This window comes from Rhizobium sp. 05N430 (assembly GCF_056396985.1).
This window is the reverse complement of the sequence record NZ_JBFTMO010000002.1, coordinates 363,202-378,257: the sequence shown is the minus strand read 5'-3', so window position 1 is coordinate 378,257 and position 15,056 is coordinate 363,202. Positions and strand designations below refer to the sequence as shown.

The 15,056-nt window shown below is 61.5% G+C and carries 14 protein-coding genes; 7 read left to right on the top strand and 7 right to left on the bottom strand.

The annotated features are described in order from the left end of the window. Positions 1-10 precede the first annotated feature (10 nt). From AC1DJO_RS05580 to AC1DJO_RS05565, 4 genes are all read right to left on the bottom strand, one after another. Complete coding sequence (locus tag AC1DJO_RS05580; protein WP_112388626.1) at positions 11-1,093, bottom strand: ABC transporter ATP-binding protein; 1,083 nt, start codon at positions 1,091-1,093, stop codon at positions 11-13. Between the two features lie 12 nt (positions 1,094-1,105). Next, positions 1,106-1,942, bottom strand: coding sequence for a carbohydrate ABC transporter permease (locus AC1DJO_RS05575; protein ID WP_112388627.1), 837 nt, complete (start codon positions 1,940-1,942; stop codon positions 1,106-1,108). Beyond that, positions 1,939-2,799 carry a carbohydrate ABC transporter permease gene (locus AC1DJO_RS05570; protein ID WP_112388628.1) on the bottom strand — a complete coding sequence of 287 codons (861 nt, stop codon included), beginning with the start codon at positions 2,797-2,799 and terminating at the stop codon, positions 1,939-1,941. Before AC1DJO_RS05570 ends, AC1DJO_RS05575 begins: the two co-directional genes overlap by 4 nt. Positions 2,800-2,876: 77 nt before the next feature. Beyond that, complete coding sequence (locus tag AC1DJO_RS05565; RefSeq protein WP_112388629.1) at positions 2,877-4,151, bottom strand: ABC transporter substrate-binding protein; 1,275 nt, start codon at positions 4,149-4,151, stop codon at positions 2,877-2,879. 86 nt (positions 4,152-4,237) lie between these two features. Between AC1DJO_RS05565 and AC1DJO_RS05560 the strand changes: the two genes are divergently transcribed. The 7 genes from AC1DJO_RS05560 (at position 4,238) to AC1DJO_RS05530 (ending at position 11,336) form a co-directional block, all read left to right on the top strand. Then, positions 4,238-5,143: a helix-turn-helix domain-containing protein gene (locus AC1DJO_RS05560; protein ID WP_112388630.1), complete on the top strand. Its 906-nt coding sequence runs from the start codon at positions 4,238-4,240 to the stop codon at positions 5,141-5,143. A gap of 40 nt (positions 5,144-5,183) precedes the next feature. Next, complete coding sequence (locus tag AC1DJO_RS05555) at positions 5,184-5,951, top strand: SDR family NAD(P)-dependent oxidoreductase (protein WP_112388631.1); 768 nt, start codon at positions 5,184-5,186, stop codon at positions 5,949-5,951. Between the two features lie 34 nt (positions 5,952-5,985). Continuing rightward, positions 5,986-7,605 (top strand): GMC family oxidoreductase, encoded by a 1,620-nt coding sequence (locus AC1DJO_RS05550; protein WP_112388632.1) that lies wholly within the window; start codon positions 5,986-5,988, stop codon positions 7,603-7,605. Between the two features lie 94 nt (positions 7,606-7,699). Further along, on the top strand, positions 7,700-8,176 hold the full coding sequence (locus AC1DJO_RS05545; protein ID WP_112388633.1) for a MarR family winged helix-turn-helix transcriptional regulator: 477 nt from the start codon (positions 7,700-7,702) through the stop codon (positions 8,174-8,176). Between the two features lie 50 nt (positions 8,177-8,226). Continuing rightward, entirely contained in the window at positions 8,227-10,236 is a 2,010-nt protein-coding gene (locus tag AC1DJO_RS05540) for an FUSC family protein (protein WP_405049565.1), read from the top strand. Positions 10,237-10,242: 6 nt separating this feature from the next. Further along, complete coding sequence (locus AC1DJO_RS05535) at positions 10,243-10,452, top strand: DUF1656 domain-containing protein (RefSeq protein ID WP_112388635.1); 210 nt, start codon at positions 10,243-10,245, stop codon at positions 10,450-10,452. Beyond that, on the top strand, positions 10,449-11,336 hold the full coding sequence (locus AC1DJO_RS05530) for an efflux RND transporter periplasmic adaptor subunit (RefSeq protein ID WP_112388636.1): 888 nt from the start codon (positions 10,449-10,451) through the stop codon (positions 11,334-11,336). The genes AC1DJO_RS05535 and AC1DJO_RS05530 overlap by 4 nt, the downstream gene beginning before the upstream one ends. 6 nt (positions 11,337-11,342) lie before the next feature. Here the strand turns inward: AC1DJO_RS05530 and nrdF are convergent, their stop codons facing one another. The 3 genes from nrdF to nrdI all read right to left on the bottom strand — a co-directional run bounded on the left by nrdF (position 11,343) and on the right by nrdI (position 15,050). Further along, entirely contained in the window at positions 11,343-12,317 is a 975-nt protein-coding gene (gene nrdF / locus AC1DJO_RS05525) for a class 1b ribonucleoside-diphosphate reductase subunit beta (protein WP_112388637.1), read from the bottom strand. Between the two features lie 193 nt (positions 12,318-12,510). Then, positions 12,511-14,670 carry a class 1b ribonucleoside-diphosphate reductase subunit alpha gene (nrdE, locus tag AC1DJO_RS05520; protein ID WP_477969499.1) on the bottom strand — a complete coding sequence of 720 codons (2,160 nt, stop codon included), beginning with the start codon at positions 14,668-14,670 and terminating at the stop codon, positions 12,511-12,513. Continuing rightward, positions 14,640-15,050: a class Ib ribonucleoside-diphosphate reductase assembly flavoprotein NrdI gene (gene nrdI, locus AC1DJO_RS05515; protein ID WP_112388639.1), complete on the bottom strand. Its 411-nt coding sequence runs from the start codon at positions 15,048-15,050 to the stop codon at positions 14,640-14,642. Before nrdI ends, nrdE begins: the two co-directional genes overlap by 31 nt. Positions 15,051-15,056 lie beyond the last annotated feature (6 nt).

Genomic DNA, 15,056 nt, shown 5'->3' with positions numbered 1-15,056 from the left:
GATTGCAATGTCAGCGCAGACGTTGGCCCGCGCTGTCGAACAGAAATGTGCGTTTGGCCGACAACGAGACGGCCAGGCTGTCGCGATTGCCGGTGGTGCGGGATTCCGGCCGCTCGATGATCAGCTGCTCGCCGCCGAGCGTCGCGTAAATGTAGCTGGTATTGCCGAGATGCTCGGCGACATCGACGCTGACGGTCATATCGGCGTCACCCTTGCCGGAATCACCGAAATGCTCGGGGCGGACGCCGAGCGTCACGTCGGTTCCGTCAGATAGCGCCGCAGTCAGCGGCAAGGTCAAACGGACGGTCCGGTCTGCGGCAAGCGCGATGGTCAGTCCCGCGGCGTCCCTGCCCGTCACGATGGCCTTCAAAAAGTTCATCTTCGGGGAGCCGACGAAACCGGCGACGAACTGGTTTGCCGGATCGTCGTAGAGATCGAGCGGCGCGCCGACCTGCTCGATATTGCCAGCCCTGAGCACGACGATCTTGTCGGCCAGTGTCATCGCTTCGGTCTGGTCGTGTGTGACGTAGATCATCGTCGTGCCGAGCTGCTTGTGCAGCCTCGAAATCTCGACGCGCATCTGCACACGCAGCTCGGCATCGAGGTTGGACAGTGGCTCGTCGAACAGGAAGACCTTGGGCTCTCGCACGATCGCCCGGCCGATCGCCACGCGCTGGCGCTGGCCGCCGGAAAGCTGCTTGGGGCGGCGCTGCATCAGCTCGTTGATCTGCAGGATCCCGGCTGCGTGGCGGACGCGTTTCTCGGTATCTTCCTTCGGATTGCCATTCATCCGCAGGCCGAAGGAGAGGTTTTCGGCCACCGTCATATGCGGATAGAGCGCGTAGGACTGGAAGACCATGGCGATGCCGCGGTCGGCGGGCTCGACGTCATTGACCACCTTGCCGCCGATATCGATCTCGCCACCGGAGATGTCCTCCAGCCCGGCGATCATGCGCAACAGCGTGGACTTGCCGCAGCCCGATGGTCCGACGAAGACGACAAACTCGCCGTCCTTGACCTCCAGATTGGCGCCATGGATGATCTCCAGCGCACCATAGCGTTTGACGACGTTTCTGAGTGAAAGCTCTGCCATGCGGCTCCCCGATTATTTGATTGCGCCGGCAGCAATGCCAGCGATGAAGTGGCGCTGCAGGAGCACGAAGATGACGAGGATCGGCGCGGTGAGCATCGTTGCCCCCGCCATGATGCCGCCCCAGGAGACCTTGGTCAGGCCGATCAGCGTGCCGAGCGCCACGGGTGCGGTCATCATCGCCGGCCTGGAGTTGATCAGCAGCGGCCAGAGATAATTGTTCCACGAGACCAGGAAGAGGATGATCGACAGCGCCGCCATGGTCGGCCGCGCCAGCGGCAGGGCAATGCGCAGGAAGATCTGCCATTCCTTGACGCCTTCGACGCGTGCCGCATCGAAAAGCTCGTTCGGCATCATCGAGAAAGACTGGCGCATGAAGAGCACGCCGAGCGAGTTAAAGAGCGGCGGAACGATCAGCGCCACCCAGGTATTCGCCAGCTTGAACTCTCGCGCCACCATGATGAACTGCGGAATGACCACGACCGCGAAGGGCAGCGTGATGGTGCCGAGAATGATGGCGACGACGACGGAACGCCCGGCGAAGCGGTAGCGCGCCAGCGCCCAGCCCGCCATCGAGGTCAGCAGCACCGACAGAATGGTGTAGATGATAGCCACCGAGATCGAGGTGAACATCGCCCGGGTGAAGCCGGTCTGCGCTTCCAGATCCTGGAAGTTGGCAATGAAGTTCGTCGACGGAAGCAGCACGATCTCGGGGCTGAAGATGCCGTAGTCGGGCATGGTCGAGAAGATGAACATCATCCACAGCGGGAACAGCCAGATGATCGCCAGCGGTGTCAGCACCGCATGCAGCGCGATCCGCCTCAACAGCAGCGATTGCGACTTGGATTTCATTTCGCTTCCCTCCCGACCCACAGGTTGAGCAACGAGATCGCAACCGCCAGTGCCGCTATTGTGTAAGCCACGGCTGACGCATAACCGAAATTCAGCGACAGGAATCCCTGGCGGTAGAGCAGCAGGCCGAGTGTCTCGGTGCCGCCACCCGGACCGCCGCGATTGGTGATCAAGAACGGTTCGGTGAAGAGCTGCATCGTGCCGATGACCGAGAGAACGACGCAGAACAGAATGATCGGCTTCAAGAGCGGCAGTGTGATGTGGAAGAACTGCTGCGTCTTGCTGACCCGGTCGAGCGTCGCAGCCTCGTAGACATCCTCAGGGATCGATTGTAGCCCGGCGAGAATGATGATGGCGTTATAGCCTGCCCAGCGCCAGGTCACGGCGATGATGACGAGCGCCATCGCGGCATTGGCATTGTCGAACCAGGAGACCGCCGGCAGGCCGACCGAGGTGATCAGCTTGTTGACGATGCCGAAATCGATGCTGAACATCAGCCGGAAGACCGCCGCATAGGCGACTTCGCCGACGACGACGGGCGCAAAGAAAGCAAAACGGAAGAGCGGCCGCAGCTTCAGGAGCGGCGAATTCAGGAGCACCGCCATGACGGTGGCGATCGCGATCATCACCGGCACCTGGATGACCAGGATGATCAGCGTGTTGTAGAGCGCGTTGTAGAAAGCCGGGTCGCCGAACAGGCGCCCCCAATTGGCCGAGAGGCTGAATTTCCACGGATTGACGCGCGTGTTCTGAAACGAGATCAGAAACGAACTGATGATCGGCCACACCCAGAAGGTGGCGAAGACGATGAGATAGGGCGCGAGGAACGCATAAGCGCTCCGGTTGCGGATCGGCATGTTTTCCTCCTCACAGACGCAACGAGCCATCCCGGGGGATGGAGAACCGGGCGCCGCAAAGCGCCCGGCTTCGTCACTTATTCTGCGATCGGAAGACCCGTCGCGGTGGCGATCTGCTTGGCAGCGTCGTCAAGCGCCGCCTTGGCATCCGGGAAACCACCGGCGAAGTATTTGGTCTGCGCTGCCTTGTAGATGGCATCCGCATCCGTCTGGTACTGCGTGCCGCGGCTCGGCACGATCTTCGGCAGGGTCGAGAGAATATCGGCCCAGACCTTCTGACCGCCCCAATAGGGCTGCGGTTCGTTGACGAACGGATCCTGCACGGCCGAGAGAAGCGACGGTACGAGGCCGAAGGACTTCAGCATCGTCACCTGGCCCTCATTGGTGCCAAGCGAGTAGTTGATGTAGTTCCAGGCCGCTTCCTTGTTTTCGGAATTGGCGGCGATCGCGAGCGACGAACCGCCGAGATTGGCCGCATGCGGGCCGTCCGCCGTCAGGCTCGGCATCATGTAGACGCCCCACTTGCCGGACAGATCGGGCGAGCCGGAGCGGATCGTGCCTTCATACCAGCCGCCATACATCTGGCTGGCCACCTTGCCAGCGGTATTCGCCTGGATCTTTTCGTCCCAGATGGCGGCCGTCAGCGTGCCGGCATCCTTCATCTGCTTGACCTTGTCCAAAGTCGCGACGCAGGCAGGCTTGTTGATGGTGATCGATTGACCATCCTCGGAGAAGTAGCCGCAGCCCTGCTCGTTGGAAATCATCCGGAACCATTCGCTGTCGCCGTTGAAGTCGGCCTGCGCCATGACGACGCCAGGATTGGCGGCCGAGATCTTCTTGCCGGCGGCGATGAAATCGTCCCATGTCTTGATCGTCGTCGGATCGACGCCAGCCTTTTCATAGAAGTCGCGGCGGTAGAACACCGCAACCGGGCCGGAGTCCCACGGCATGGCATAGGCCACATCGCCCACTTCGAGTTCGGTACGCTTGAAGTCGGGGAATTTGGCTTGGATGTCGGCGTTGTAGCCGAGGTCCTTCAGGTTGGTGAAGCAGTCGGGGAAGCGGTTCCAGAAGATTTCCGCTTCGAAATTCTCGACCGTGACGATGTCAGGCAGGCCGTCTCCTCCGGCGGCGCAGGCTGCCAGCATCTTGTCGAAGACCTGCTGGTTGCCGAGATCCTGCACATCGACTTTGACGTCAGGGTATTTCTTGTTGAAGCCTTCCACAGTGGATTTCAGCGCCGATGCGGCGACGTTCCAGCTCCAGATGGTGAGCGTGCCCTGCTCTGCATATGCGGAGCCGGAAGCAAGCAGCGCGACAGCAGCCGTCGCACCGATAAGATTGAAGCGCATTGAAAATCCTCCCTTTTCAATTGCCGTCCCTTAGCGAACGTGCCTACACTAACCGGAAGGCACCGGCTGTCTCCTAAAAAGGGAATATGGATTTGGCGGAAAGTAAGGTTGCGCAAAGAGCCATCTATCAGCCCGGTGCGAGCAGCATCGAGGGGCTGCCCACCGCGCTTCAAATGTTCCACGCCCATCCGCCCGTCATGGCCATGCCGCACTGGCACGCGCAGGTCGAGGTCAATTTCGTGATGCATGGCAGCGTGCATTATCGCATGAACGACCACGAATTTTCGCTCAACGCCGGCGAGATGTGCCTGTTCTGGGGCGGCCAGCCGCATCAGATGGACGAATCGTCCGATGATTCGATTTATGCGGGCGCCCACCTGCCGCTCGTCTATTTCTTCCGCATGCGCCTGCCGGTCACCATTTCCAGCCAGCTGATGCGCGGCGCCACCATGCTGACCTCGGCGACAGACGCCGCCGACAGCGAGAATTTCGCGCGCTGGCACCGCTATGCGACATCAGGCGATGCGGCAAAGTCGCAGCATGCGGTGGACGAACTGCTGCTGCGCATCGAGCGCATCCTGCTGGAACCCTATTCGATGATCGGGCTCAGCACGCAGCTGGCCGAAAACGATCCGCCCTACGCCCAGTCGTCGCGCAACGTGGCGCGCATGTGCGATTTCATCGCCGCCAATTTCATGGAAGACATCGACACGATCGACATCGCCCGCGCCGCCGATCTCCATCCGAAATATGCGATGAACCTCTTCAAGAAGTCGACCGGCATGACGCTCAGCAAATACGTCAACCTGCTGCGGCTCTCGCGCGCCCAGGCGATGCTGATGAGCGAGGAGGCGAACGTGCTGCAGGTGGCCATGGATAGCGGCTTTGGCTCGATCAGCGCCTTTAACAAATCCTTCCGTCACATCGCCGGCATGTCGCCATCCGATTTCCGCCGTGACCTGCGCTCATCGGGAATTTCCACGGCAAACTGATCCCCAACCGTTATTCACACCCCATCGAGGAGACCTCACCATGGCTGGAAGACTGGCAGGCAAGATTGCGATCATTTCCGGCGGGGCGACAGGCATGGGCGGAGCAGCCTCGAAACTCTTTGCCGCCGAGGGCGCCAAGGTGGCGATCATCGACCGGAACGAGGAGGCAGCCGCAGAAACCGCAAAGGCGATCCGCGACGCCGGCGGTGTCGCCGACTACTGGGTGGCCGACGTCTCCAATGAGACGGCCGTCAACGATGCCGTCAGAGGTGTGGAAGACAAGTTCGGCGCCGTCACCGTCCTCTTCAATCATGCCGGAACGATCGTCATCAAGCCGTTCCTCGAAACCACGCTCGAGGAATGGGAGTGGCTGCACGGCGTCAACGTGCGCTCGATGTTCCTGATGACCAAGGCGGTCCTGCCGAAGATGATCGCAGCAGGCGGCGGCTCGATCGTCTGCACCTCGTCGATCTCCGCCGTCGCGGCAACGCCGATGGAAGTACTCTACGACACGACCAAGGGCGCCGTGCACATGTTTGCCCGGGCCATTGCCGTCGAGTTCCGCGACCGCAACATCCGCTGCAATGCCGTCTGCCCGGGCTTCATCCGCACGCCGCATGGGTTGCGCGAGGTCAAGGAACTGCAGGCGCTCGGCGTCGATGTGTCGGACGAGGCAATCGCCGCCCAGCAGGGGCGCATCGGTGAGCCCGAAGACGTGGCGCGTGCTGCACTCTATCTGGCCAGCGACGACTCCAATTTCGTCAACGGCGTCCACCTCTTCGTCGACAACGGCTTCACCGCGATCTGAAGAGACAAGACGGGCAGGCCCACCGGGAGGACAGATGGCGCGCGAATTCGATTTCATCATCGCCGGCGGCGGATCGGCGGCATCGGTGGCGGCCGTGCGGCTGGTGCGCGATTTCGGCTTTTCGGTCCTGATCGTCGAGCGTGGCCCAAGCCAGACGGCGAAGCTGATGTCCTTTCCGGCGGGCTACATGAAATACCTCGCCCGCGACGATTTTCTTGAAATGCATCATACCGTTCCCCAGCCGCAGCTTGGCGGCCGCGGGCCGATCGTGCCTGTCGCCAAGGCACTCGGTGGCGGCAGCGCGGTCAATGCGATGGTCTACATGCGGGGCCAGAAGGAAGACTATGACGGCTGGGCGCGCTATCTCGGCAATGGCAGCGAGTGGTCCTACGCAGACATGCTGCCACACTTTACCGGCATCGAGGCCAATAGCCGCTTCAACAACGCCTATCACGGCATATCGGGTGAGCTTCGCGTTTCCGAGCCGAAGCATATTTCGGATACGACCGAGGATTTCATCCGGGCCGCCCAGGGGCTCGGCCATTCCTACAATCCGGATTTCAATGGCGAGCGCCAGAACGGCGTCGGCATCATGCAGCACACATTCGCCAAATGGGGCCGGCGTACCGAGCGCTCCGACGCCAAGAAGGCATTCCTCGATCCCCTGGCAAAGGACGAGCGGCTGCAGATCATCACCGGCGCGCGGGTCGACCGCATCCTCATCGAAAACGGCCGCGCCCGCGGCATCGTCTACACCAGGGGTGGCGAGACGCAGACGGCGATGGCAGGCCGGGAGGTGCTGGTTGCGGCCGGTACCTATAACAGTGCCAAGCTGATGATGCTGTCGGGCCTCGGTCCGGCCGATCACCTTCGCCAGCACGGGATTGCCGTTGCAGCCGACATTCCAGGCGTCGGCGCCAATCTTCAGGATCATCACGAAGTCCCGGTGATCGCGACGACCAGGGGCAAATCCGGATATTTCGGCGAGGACAAGGGCTGGCCGATGATCCGCAACGGCCTGCAATATCTGTTCTTCGATTCCGGGCCGGTGACGACAACGGGGATCGAATCCTGCCTGTTCTATGATCCGGATGGTGGCGAGCGGCCGACGATCCAGCTCTATTGTGCTCCGATCGTCTATCTCGACCGCGACGTCTCCTCGGCCAAACCCACCTGGGGCGTGACCTTCACCTCATGCCTTCTCAGGCCGAAGGCGCGTGGCAGCGTCCGGCTGCGCTCCGCCAATCCTGCCGACCAGCCGCTGATCGATTGCAACTTCTTCGGCGATCCCGATGATCTGAGGCTGACACTGGCATCGCTGAAGACAGCGCGCCGGTTGCTGGAAACCGAGCCTTTCCTGTCCAAGATCGACATGGAGATCCTTCCCGGCCGCGCCATCCAGGATGAAGAGGCCCTGACGAAATTTGCCGGGCAGACGGTCAAGACCAACTACCATCCCTCCGGTAGCCTGCGCATGGGGCCGGACAGCGACCCCATGGCGGTCGTCGGCAGCGACCTTCGTGTGCGGGGCATCGAAGGCCTTCGGGTCATCGATTGCTCGATCATTCCCTTCATTCCTTCGGGCAACACCAACGCTCCGGCGATGGCGATCGGCTCGAAGGCTGCCGAGATGATCGCCGTTAGCCACGCCTGAGCTGAAGGCCGACCAGCATGGCCAGATTGCCGCAGCCAATAAAATAGATAGCGAATAATTTGAATCCTATCTAATTCGATGCCATATCCGGCGCATGGATACCTACAACAGCCTTCAGCGGGTCTTTACCGCCAACCTGCTTTCGACCGGCCGCCAGTGGCGCCGCGCCGTCGATTTGGCGCTCAGCAGCCACGGAATCTCCGAGGCCTGCGCCGCCCCGCTTCTCTGGATCGGCCGCCTCGGCGGCGGTGTCCGCCAGGTGGTGCTGGCCGGCCATGTCGGCATCGAGGGGCCGTCGCTGGTGCGGCTGCTCGATCAGCTCGAAACACTTGGCCTTGTCGTCCGCAAGGACGATCCTGCCGATCGCCGCGCCAAGGGTCTTTATCTGACCGATGAGGGCAGTGCCCTTGCGGCGCGCATGGAAGCGGTGCTCGACGAGCTTCGCGAGCGCATTCTCCAGGATGTCAGCAAGGCCGACCTTGAAGCTGCCGTGCGCGTGCTGCAGGCCTTCGACAATATCGACGTGACGCAGACCGGCGCCCTCGAAAAGGAAATCGAGGCGGCGTCGTGACATTGGGATGGCGTGACTGGTTATTCTCGGGCAAGGCCTTCCTTGCATCGATGCTGGCGCTGTTCGTGGCGCTGTCGCTCGACCTGCCCCGTCCCTACTGGGCGATGGCGGCTGTCTATGTGGTCGCCAATCCGCTGGCCGGTGCCACGAGCTCCAAGGGCCTCTACCGCGCGCTCGGCACACTGCTCGGCGCTTCGGCAGCCGTGTTTTTCGTTCCCCTGTTCGTCAACGCTCCGGAATTTCTGTCGCTGGTCGTCGCCCTCTGGACCGGCACGCTGCTCTTCATCTCGATGCTCGATCGCAGTGCCCGAAGCTATGTCTTCATGCTCGCCGGCTATTCGCTGCCGATGATCGCCCTGCCCTCTGTCGGCTCGCCCGAGACAGTCTTCGATACCGCACTTGCCCGTTCGGAAGAAATCATCATCGGCATCGTCTGCGCCAGCATCGTCAGCGCCGTCATCTTCCCCGCCAGCGTCAGTTCGCTGCTCGGCCAGCGCATCACCACCTGGCTCGATGATGCCGGAAGCTGGGCCGACGAGATCCTGCGCGGCGAAGGCGCCTCGCCCGCCACGCCGCTGAAGCGCCAGAAGCTCGCCTCCGATGTCACAGGCCTCGACCTCGTCATCAGCCAGCTCGGCCATGATGCGAATGGCCGCGATATCGTCCGTCATTCACGCGAATTGCGCGGCCGCCTGCTGATGCTGCTGCCGCTGTTTTCTTCGCTTGCCGACCGTCTTCACGCGCTGAAATCGTCCGGACAGGAGCTGCCGCCGGCGCTTTCCACGCTGCTCAACGATGCCGCCGCTTGGTTGCAGCAGGGGGGCAAAGGCAAGCCGGACGGCACGGGCGCAAACCTGCGCCGCCGCATCGATGACGTCCAGACCTCGGAGAGCCACGAAACCGGCTGGAACGCCCTGCTTTATCGCAGCGCGCTTGCCCGCCTCGGCGAGATCGTCGACCTCTGGCACGATTGCCTGACCCTGCGCGATGAGATCGCCAGCGGCCGCCATGCCGGTCCGTGGCATCCGGTTTTCCGCCACCGCCAAGTGGTCGGCCGCGTCAGGCATTATGACTATGCGCTGATTGCCTTCGCTGCCGGTTCCGTCGTTGCCGGGATCGCTGTCGCTTGCTTCTTCTGGATCTTCACCGGCTGGCAGAATGGTGCAGGCTTCGTGACGATGGCCGCCGTCGCCTGCTCGTTCTTCGCCGCGATGGACCGGCCCGCGCCCTTCATCCGGTCGATGTTCATCTGGTCGGCTCTGAGCCTCGTCATTTCGTTCATCTACATCTTCGCGATCCTGCCGGCGGTCAATTCCTATGAGCTGCTGGTGGTTGTCTTCGCACCGCCATTCCTGCTGCTCGGACTGCTGATCACCCGCCCGCAGTTCAACATGCTGGCGATGCTGCTATCGGTGAACAGCGCGAGCTTCATCGCTCTCCAGGATCGCTACACATCCGACTTCACCACCTTCACCAATGAGGCGGTCGCGGCCCTTGCCGGAATCGGCTTTGCCCTCGTGTGGACGCTGATCGCCCGCCCTTTCGGCGCCGAACTCGCTGCCTGGCGGCTGGTGCGTGCCGGCTGGAGGGATCTGGCCGAGACCGCAGCCGGTGAACGCCGCACTGACCACGAGCGGCTCTCCGGCCGCATCCTCGATCGCCTCGGCCAGCTGGTGCCGCGCCTCGCCGCCGTCGAGGATCGCGAACTAAAAAAGGTCGATGGCTTTGCCGACGTCCGCCTCGGCTTCAACGTGCTGATGCTGCAGACCCGGCGCAAGGAGCTCAGTGGCGCAAGCGCCCTTTCCGTCGGCCGCGTGCTGTCGGGCGTCTCCGATTTCTACCGTGCCCGGCTCGATGCCGGCCAGGCAATCGATCCGCCCGACGAACTGCGTGCCGCGATCGATGACAGCCTCGGAACCATTGCCCATGAACGGACGGAAACCCGGGACAATATCGATGCGCTGGTCGGCCTGCGCAGGGCGCTCTTCCCTGAGGCGTCGCCGCCGGACTGGCCCACGCCCGAAACCCTCTCAACCCCGCTTCAGATTGCAGCCGAGTAAACCGTCATGCCTGCCGAATTCGATCTCTATGGCGTCTATGTGCCGCGCCTTCTCGTTCTCATGGTGCTTTCCCTTCTTCTCGTGATGATCGTCCGCCGCGGGCTGAGCTGGCTGGGCGCCTATTCGCTCGTCTGGCACCGCGGCCTCTTCGATCTCTCCCTCTATGTGCTGCTTCTCGGAGCAGTCTCCTCCCTGACACGCTGGTACTTCGCATGAACACGCTGAAATCAATCTCCCGCCTGATCGTCACCCTCGCCTTCGTTGCCGCCGCTGCCTATGCCGGCCACGGCCTCTGGGTGCATTACATGGACGAACCCTGGACGCGCGACGCGCGTCTGCGCGCCGACGTCGTCGGCATCGCACCGGACGTTTCCGGCCTCGTCAGCGACGTCGCCGTCAAGGACAACCAATCGGTCAAGAAGGGTGATGTGCTGTTCCGCGTCGATGGCGAGCGCTTCAAGATTGCTCTGGCGCAGACCGAAGCCGCGCTGGAAGGTGCAAAGGCGATGCTGGAACAGGCCCGCCGCGAAACCGACCGCCAGCAGCGCCTCGGCGACGCCGCCTCCGTGCAGCAGAAGGAACAGGCGCGCACCGCCGCCGACCAGGCCGAAGCCACCTATCTGCAGGCCGTCGCCAACCGCGATCTGGCGCAGCTCAATCTTGACCGCTCAGCCGTCAAGGCAACGGTCAACGGCACGGTTTCGAACCTCAGCCTGCGCCCAGGCGACTATGTCACCGCCGGCACCGCCAAGGTCGCGCTCGTCGATACCGACTCCCTGCGCGTCGAAGGCTATTTCGAAGAAACCAAGCTGCCGCGCATCCATGTCGGCGACAGCGTCACGATCCATCTAATGGGCCATCGCCAGACACTGGAAGGCCATGTCGACAGCATCGCCACCGGCATCGAGGACCGCGAACGCACGTCGGGAACCGGGCTGCTGGCCAATATCAACCCAACCTTCAGCTGGGTACGGCTGGCGCAGCGCGTTCCCGTCCGCATCAATCTCGACAAAGTGCCTGACGGAGTACAACTGATTGCCGGTCTAACGGCGACGGTCGAAGTCGGAGGCCAAAGCTCCGCCCTCGCCTCGCTCGACTGACGTTGCCTAGAAGTTCCAGTCCTCGTCTTCCGTCGCCACGGCCTTACCGATGACGTAAGACGAGCCGGAGCCAGAGAAGAAGTCGTGGTTCTCGTCGGCATTCGGCGAGAGCGCCGAGAGGATTGCCGGATTGACCTTGCAGGCCTCCGGCGGGAACAGTGCCTCGTAACCGAGGTTCATCAGCGCCTTGTTGGCGTTGTAGTGCAGGAACTTCTTGACGTCTTCGGTGAGCCCGACACCGTCATAAAGCGCCTCGGTGTACTTGGCTTCGTTGTCGTAGAGCTCCAGCAGCAGATCGAAGGCGAAATCCTTGATCTCCTGACGGCGGGCCTCCGGCAGGCGCTCTACGGCGCGCTGGAACTTGTAGCCGATGTAATAGCCATGCACCGCCTCGTCGCGAATGATCAGGCGGATCATGTCGGCGGTGTTGGTGAGCTTTGCGCGGCTCGACCAGTACATCGGCAGATAGAAGCCGGAATAGAACAGGAAGCTCTCGAGGAAGACGCTGGCAACCTTCTTCTTCAGGGGATCGCCGGAAGCATATTGCTCCATGATCAGCGCCGACTTCCTTTGCAGAAACTCGTTCTCGTCGGACCAGCGATAGGCGTCGTCAACGTCAGGTGTCGAGCACAGCGTCGAGAAGATCGACGAGTAGGAGCGCGCGTGCACAGCTTCCATGAAGGAGATGTTGGAAAGCACCGCCTCTTCATGCTGGGTCGAAGCATCGGCCATCAGCGTCACCGAGCCGACGCCGTTCTGGATCGTGTCGAGCAGCGTCAGCCCGGTAAAGACCCGGATCGTCAGTTGCTGCTCTTCCGGTTTCAGCGTCGCCCAGGAGGGAATGTCGTTCGACAGCGGCACCTTTTCCGGCAGCCAGAAATTGCCGGTCAGGCGGTTCCAGACTTCGAGGTCCTTGTCGTCCTCGATGCGGTTCCAGTTGATGGCGCGGACGCGGGATACGGGCTTGGCGTGCATGTTCATGGGTGTGTCCTTTGGACCGAATTCATCTGGTAGCCCCCTCATCCCCGGTGCAACGAGTTGCGCCTGACCTGCCGGCACCTTCTCCCCGAGGGGAGAAGGGAAACCGCGGCGGCGTATCGCTCTACATCCCCTCTCCCCTCGGGGAGAGGGCTAGGGTGAGGGGGCCGCTTACTCAAACGTCAGCAGCTAAAACTCACAGCGTACACGACACACATCCCTCCACCTGCGTACCCTCCAGCGCCATCTGGCGTAGGCGGATGTAGTAGATGGTCTTGATGCCCTTCTTCCAGGCATAGATCTGCGCCTTGTTGATATCGCGCGTCGTCGCCGTGTCGCGGAAGAACAGTGTCAGCGACAGGCCCTGATCGACATGCTGGGTAGCAGCCGCATAGGTGTCGATGATCTTCTCCGGCCCGATCTCATAGGCGTCCTGGTAATAGTCGAGATTGTCGTTGGTCATGAAGGCGGCGGGATAGTAGACGCGGCCGATCTTGCCTTCCTTGCGGATCTCGATCTTGGAGACGATCGGATGGATCGATGACGTCGAGTGATTGATGTAGGAGATCGACCCCGTCGGCGGCACCGCCTGCAGGTTCTGGTTATAGAGCCCGCCCTCCATGACGGCCTTCTTCAGTGCCAGCCAATCTTCCTGGGTGGGAATTTCGATACCGGCATTGCTGAACAGGTCGGCAACCGTCTGCGTAGCCGGTTTCCACTCGGTTTCGGTATACTTGTCGAAATATTCGCCCGAGGCGTATTTCGAATTCTCGAAGCCCTTGAAGCTCTGACCGCGCTCGACGGCGAGACGGTTCGAGGCGCGGATGGCGTGATAGGTCACCGTGTAGAAGTAGATGTTGGTGAAATCGACGCCCTCTTCGGAGCCGTACTGGATCCGCTCGCGGGCCAGATAGCCGTGCAGGTTCATCTGACCGAGGCCGATCGCGTGGCTCTCGTCGTTGCCCTTCTCGATCGAAGGGACCGAAGAGATGTGGCTCATGTCGGAAACTGCCGTCAGCGCCCGGATCGATGTTTCGATCGTTTTGCCGAAATCGGATGAGTCCATGGCGGCAGCGATATTCAGCGAGCCGAGATTGCAGGAAATGTCCTTGCCCATCACCTTGTAGGACAGGTCGTCGTTATACTCGCTGGCTTCGCTGACCTGCAGGATCTCGGAGCACAGATTGCTCATGGTGATGCGTCCGGCGATCGGGTTCGCCTTATTCACCGTGTCCTCGAACATGATGTAGGGATAGCCGCTTTCGAACTGGATCTCGGCGACGATCTGGAAGAAATCGCGGGCCTTGATCTTCTTCTTCTTGATGCGGCTGTCGGCCACCATCTCGCGGTATTTTTCGGTCACCGAGATCTCGGTGAACGGCACGCCGTAGACGCGTTCCACGTCATAGGGCGAGAACAGGTACATGTCCTCGTTGTTCTTGGCGAGCTCGAAGGTGATGTCAGGAATGACGACACCCAGCGACAGCGTCTTGATGCGGATCTTCTCATCGGCATTTTCGCGTTTGGTATCGAGGAAGCGCATGATGTCGGGGTGGTGAGCGTTGAGATAGACGGCACCGGCCCCCTGGCGCGCGCCGAGCTGGTTGGCATAGGAGAAGGCATCCTCGAGCAGCTTCATCACCGGGATGATGCCCGACGACTGGTTCTCGATATGCTTGATCGGCGCGCCCATTTCGCGAATGTTGGTCAGCGACAGTGCCACGCCACCGCCCCGCTTTGACAACTGCAGCGCCGAATTGATCGAGCGGCCGATCGATTCCATATTGTCTTCAACGCGCATCAGGAAGCAGGAGACCAGCTCGCCGCGCTGCTTCTTGCCGGCATTGAGGAGGGTCGGCGTCGCCGGCTGGAAGCGGCCGGAGATGATCTCATCGACCATGTCGCGCGCTAAGGCCTCGTTGCCCTGCGCCAAGGCAAGTGCCACCATGCAGATGCGGTCTTCGTAGCGCTCCAGATAGCGCTTTCCGTCAAAGGTCTTCAGCGTGTAGCTGGTGTAGTATTTGAAGGCGCCGAGGAAGGTCGGGAACCGGAATTTCTTGTCATAGGCGTGATCGAAGAGATCGCGCACGAAATTGAACGAATACTGATCCAGCACCTCCTGCTCGTAATAGCCCTCAGTCACGAGGTAATCGAGCTTCTCCCGGAGATTATGGAAGAACACGGTGTTCTGGTTGACGTGCTGCAGGAAATACTGCTTCGCCGCCTGCCGGTCCTTGTCCAGCTGGATCTTGCCGTCCTCGTCATAGAGGTTCAGCATCGCGTTCAGCGCGTGGTAATCCAGCCCTGTTTCCGCGGCCTGCGCCTTTACAGGGCGCTCGAGAACTGCCGTGTCCAAAATCGTTCCAATCCGTGTTTGACGTTGGCAACATCATCAGCCGTACCCAAGAGTTCGAACCTGTAGAGGTACGGCACCTGGCATTTCTTCGCGATGATGTCGCCGGCGAGCCCGAAGGTCTCGCCGAAGTTGCTGTTGCCCGCGGCAATCACGCCGCGGAGGTTCGAACGGTTTGCCGCATCGTTCAGGAAACGGATCACCTGCTTGGGCACGGCTCCCTTGCCGCCCTCGCCGCTATAAGTCGGGAGGATCAACACGTAGGGCGAGACAGCTTCGAGCGTCGCGCCAGTGATGGGGATGCGCCGGGCGGGAAGGCCAAGCTTTTCGACGAAGCGATGGGTGTTTTCCGACCGGCTGGAAAAATAGACGATCTCGCCCATCGCAGC

Bases quoted from the DNA above. Each gene is read 5' to 3' on its own strand.
- AC1DJO_RS05580 (WP_112388626.1), bottom strand. From the start codon at position 1,093: ATGGCAGAGCTTTCACTCAGAAACGTCGTCAAACGCTATGGTGCGCTG.
- AC1DJO_RS05575 (WP_112388627.1), bottom strand. From the start codon at position 1,942: ATGAAATCCAAGTCGCAATCGCTGCTGTTGAGGCGGATCGCGCTGCAT.
- AC1DJO_RS05570 (WP_112388628.1), bottom strand. From the start codon at position 2,799: ATGCCGATCCGCAACCGGAGCGCTTATGCGTTCCTCGCGCCCTATCTC.
- AC1DJO_RS05565 (WP_112388629.1), bottom strand. From the start codon at position 4,151: ATGCGCTTCAATCTTATCGGTGCGACGGCTGCTGTCGCGCTGCTTGCT.
- AC1DJO_RS05560 (WP_112388630.1), top strand. From the start codon at position 4,238: ATGGATTTGGCGGAAAGTAAGGTTGCGCAAAGAGCCATCTATCAGCCC.
- AC1DJO_RS05555 (WP_112388631.1), top strand. From the start codon at position 5,184: ATGGCTGGAAGACTGGCAGGCAAGATTGCGATCATTTCCGGCGGGGCG.
- AC1DJO_RS05550 (WP_112388632.1), top strand. From the start codon at position 5,986: ATGGCGCGCGAATTCGATTTCATCATCGCCGGCGGCGGATCGGCGGCA.
- AC1DJO_RS05545 (WP_112388633.1), top strand. From the start codon at position 7,700: ATGGATACCTACAACAGCCTTCAGCGGGTCTTTACCGCCAACCTGCTT.
- AC1DJO_RS05540 (WP_405049565.1), top strand. From the start codon at position 8,227: ATGCTGGCGCTGTTCGTGGCGCTGTCGCTCGACCTGCCCCGTCCCTAC.
- AC1DJO_RS05535 (WP_112388635.1), top strand. From the start codon at position 10,243: ATGCCTGCCGAATTCGATCTCTATGGCGTCTATGTGCCGCGCCTTCTC.
- AC1DJO_RS05530 (WP_112388636.1), top strand. From the start codon at position 10,449: ATGAACACGCTGAAATCAATCTCCCGCCTGATCGTCACCCTCGCCTTC.
- nrdF (WP_112388637.1), bottom strand. From the start codon at position 12,317: ATGAACATGCACGCCAAGCCCGTATCCCGCGTCCGCGCCATCAACTGG.
- nrdI (WP_112388639.1), bottom strand. From the start codon at position 15,050: ATGGGCGAGATCGTCTATTTTTCCAGCCGGTCGGAAAACACCCATCGC.